General features: G+C 61.5%; 3 protein-coding genes. 2 read left to right on the top strand and 1 reads right to left on the bottom strand.

Features of this window, described 5'->3' with window-relative positions:
* On the top strand, positions 1 to 854 hold an 854-nt coding region (locus ACIQ47_RS15505), incomplete at its 5' end, for a peptidase dimerization domain-containing protein (protein ID WP_396438942.1).
* 9 nt (positions 855 to 863) lie between these two features.
* On the top strand, positions 864 to 2063 hold the full coding sequence (locus ACIQ47_RS15500; protein WP_396438941.1) for a M20 aminoacylase family protein: 1200 nt from the start codon (positions 864 to 866) through the stop codon (positions 2061 to 2063).
* Positions 2064 to 2146: 83 nt separating this feature from the next.
* Here ACIQ47_RS15500 and ACIQ47_RS15495 read toward each other — a convergent pair whose 3' ends face one another.
* Positions 2147 to 3301: a succinylglutamate desuccinylase/aspartoacylase family protein gene (locus tag ACIQ47_RS15495; protein WP_396438940.1), complete on the bottom strand. Its 1155-nt coding sequence runs from the start codon at positions 3299 to 3301 to the stop codon at positions 2147 to 2149.
* Positions 3302 to 3351 lie beyond the last annotated feature (50 nt).

Genomic DNA, 3351 nt, shown 5'->3' with positions numbered 1-3351 from the left:
ATTTGCTGATCGCGTCAGACGGTCCCCGGCTACGTGCAGACCGTCCCACGATTTTTCTGGGCTCACGCGGCTGCATCAATTTTGAGTTGACGATCGAAGCGCGTGCGGGTGCGCACCATTCGGGCAATTGGGGCGGCCTGATCTCCAACCCCGGCATTCAGATGGCGCACGCGCTGGCCAGCCTGGTGTCGGCCACGGGTGAAATCTTGGTGCCCGAGTGGAAGCCTGCTTCTTTGCCCGACTCGGTGCGCCGTGTGCTGGCCGATTGCGAAGTGGACGGCGGTGCCGATGGGCCCAAGATCGAGCCGGGCTGGGGCCAGCCAGGCTTGAGCCCCGCTGAGCGCGTGTTTGGTTGGTCGTCGTTTGAAGTGCTGGCCTTCAAAACCGGCAACCCCGACACGCCGGTCAACGCCATTCCGGCCAGGGCCTGGGCCTGTGGGCAGTTGCGCTTTGTGGTGGGCATTGACCCGAACGACATCCTGCCCGCCTTGCGCAGGCACCTGGACCGGCACGGTTTTGACTTTGTGCAGATCAAGGCCGCACGCGACGAGTTGTTCAAGGCCACCCGCATCGACCCGGACGATGACTGGGTGCGCTGGGCGGTGGATTCGCTGGCCCACACCACGGGCAAAAAAACGGCGGTGCTGCCCAATCTGGGCGGCTCTTTGCCCAACGACATCTTCACCGACGTGCTGGGCCTGAAAACCATTTGGGTGCCGCACTCTTACCCCGGCTGTTCGCAGCACGCGCCCAACGAGCATTTGCCCGCCGAGTTGCTTCGCGAGGCCTTGACGGTCATGACCGGTTTGTATTGGGATCTGGGCACGGGCGCTGTGCCTGCGCTGTCACGCTGAAAGTCTGAAATGAACGCTCGTTACTCCTGTTTCTGCCAAATCTCGGACCTGCTCGAGGCCGAGCCTTCGCTGCGCGAAGCGCGCCAGCACCTGCACAAATTTCCCGAGCTGTCGTTTCAGGAAAAATCCACCGCGCAATGGGTGGGTGACCGCCTGGAAGGCTGGGGCTACCGCGTCACGCGCCATGTGGGCGGTCATGGTTTGGTGGCCACACTGCAAAACGGCGTGGGCCGGGGCATTGCCTTGCGCGCCGACATGGACGCCTTGCCGATTCACGAAGAAACCGGCAGGCTGTATGCCAGTGCCCATGCAGGCACCATGCACGCGTGTGGTCACGATGGCCACACGGCCATGCTGATGGGGGCGGCGCAGCAACTGGCCAAAACGCGGCAGTTTCAGGGCACGGTGCACCTGGTGTTTCAACCGGCCGAAGAGGCCGGCAAAAACAGCGGCGCACAGCAAATGATTGCCGATGGTTTGTTCGATCGCTTTCCCTGCGACGCGATTTTTGGCATGCACAACCACCCCGGTGCAGCGCAGGGCACCTTCATGTTTGGCAAGGGTGCTTTCATGTCGGCCTCGGACAACTGCCGCATCAAGGTCATTGGCCGAGGCGGCCATGCGGCCAGGCCCCACCAGGCGGTGGACCCGGTGATGATCGCGGGCAGTTTGATCATGGCTTTGCAAACTGTGGTCTCGCGCAACATCGACCCCACACAGACGGCGGTGGTGACCATTGGTTCGGTGCACGCGGGCCAGGCGTCCAACGTGATCCCCGAGCACGCCACGCTGGGCCTGAGCATCCGCTCGTTCAGCCCCGAGGTGCGCAACCGCTTGCAAGAGCGCATCACGCATCTGGTGCGAGACCAAGTCAGCTCGTATGGCGGCGAGGTCGAGATGGATTACGAGCGCGGTTATCCGGTGGTCATCAACAGCGATGCCGAAACCGATTTCGCACGCCAGGTGGCCGAAGAATTGGTGGGCCCAGAGCAGGTGGTGTTCCCCTTCGGACCCGTCACGGGCAGCGAAGATTTTGCGTATTACCTGCAGCACAAGCCCGGCAGTTTTTTGCGCTTGGGCAATGGCCTGGACAGCGTCATGCTGCACAACGCCAAATACGATTTCAACGATGCCAACTTGTCGGTGGGCGCGGCGTATTGGACGCGCCTGGTGGAGCGCTTTTTGAACGAGCCCGCTGATGTTTTGTAGGAGCCCACCGCTGTGGGCGATGGCACGCATACCGCCAAGGCAGGCCATCGCCCACAGGGTGGGCTACAAAGGCAGTTGGGTGATCAGTCGTCCAAGCCCGTGGCACCGATGCGGTGGGGCAGGGGTTTGGGGCCGCAAATGCGGTACATCACTTGGCCTGGCCAAGACAGGTAACCATCGAAGCGTCTTGAAAACAGCACGCCATCGGTCTGGCTGGTGAAGGTGGTTCGGCCTTTGGCACCTTGGGGGTTGGCCGGATCGATCACATCGCAAATGGCCTGGCCTTTTTTGACCTTGGCACCGGGCTTGACATGGAACACCAAAAAGCCGGTGCAGGTGCTGTAGCCCACGTCCATGCCGCTCATGGGGGCGGGCGCGGCTTTCAATTTCTTCAGCGGTGCCGCCTTGCCGCCCACCACACCCTGGCGCACCAGCCAGCGGAACAGGTTCTGCGCATCAGACTGTCCCAATGCGTCGCTCACATCGTGCTGGCTGCGCATCTCCACCGTCACCGACATGCAAGCTTGTGGGATGTTGGCCTGGGGGAATTGCTCAGCCAGTCGGGCCCACAGCGCGCTGTTGACACCCGAAAACGTCAGCGACTTGGGGTAGGGGTCGTTGTACAGGGTGGCTTCAACGCCCAGGTCGGCCGCAAGCGTCGACAGCGTGCCTGTGGCCACATCGTTTTTGGCACCAAAAAGGTGCAAGGCGGCGTAAATGTCGCAATGCAGGTCCAGCACAAAGTCGGCATCGCAGCTGAGTTTTTGCACCTCCACGCGCAAGGTACCCAGCTCGTTCAGGGGCTTCAAAGCCTTCAAACTGTCTTGGGCCGCTTTGCGGATGGTGCGCACGTTGGCCTGGGCATCCGCCCCCAGCTTCTTGCCCACACGTTCGGCCACGGCATCGCTCAGGTCGATCCAGTTGCGGTTGAAGTTTTCGTAGCTCAGCAAGTTGTAGCGGCCCGCGTGCGAGTTGCCCACCAGCTGGGCCTGGCCAATCGGGTTGACCGTGGGCACCAAAATGATTTCGCCCTGAATCAAACCTTTCTTGTCGGCCTCGGTCAACAGGGGCATCAGGTGGTGCATGGCCATGGTGCCAGGCATTTCGTTGGCATGGATGGCCGCTTGCACGTAGACCTTGGGGCGTGCACCGGCTTTGCCAAAGCGCAATACCGAAATGCTGCGCTGGGTGCCGGGCGTCATGCTGGGCAAGGTGATGGAACTTGTCTTGAGGGCCATGCTGTCTCCTGATGGATAGTTTTGTCTGAATCTAAAGCATAACCCTAATG

The sequence above is a fragment of the Limnohabitans sp. genome, assembly GCF_044373035.1.
GTDB lineage: Bacteria > Pseudomonadota > Gammaproteobacteria > Burkholderiales > Burkholderiaceae_C > Limnohabitans_A.
This window is presented reverse-complemented; position numbering and strand designations above follow the sequence as displayed.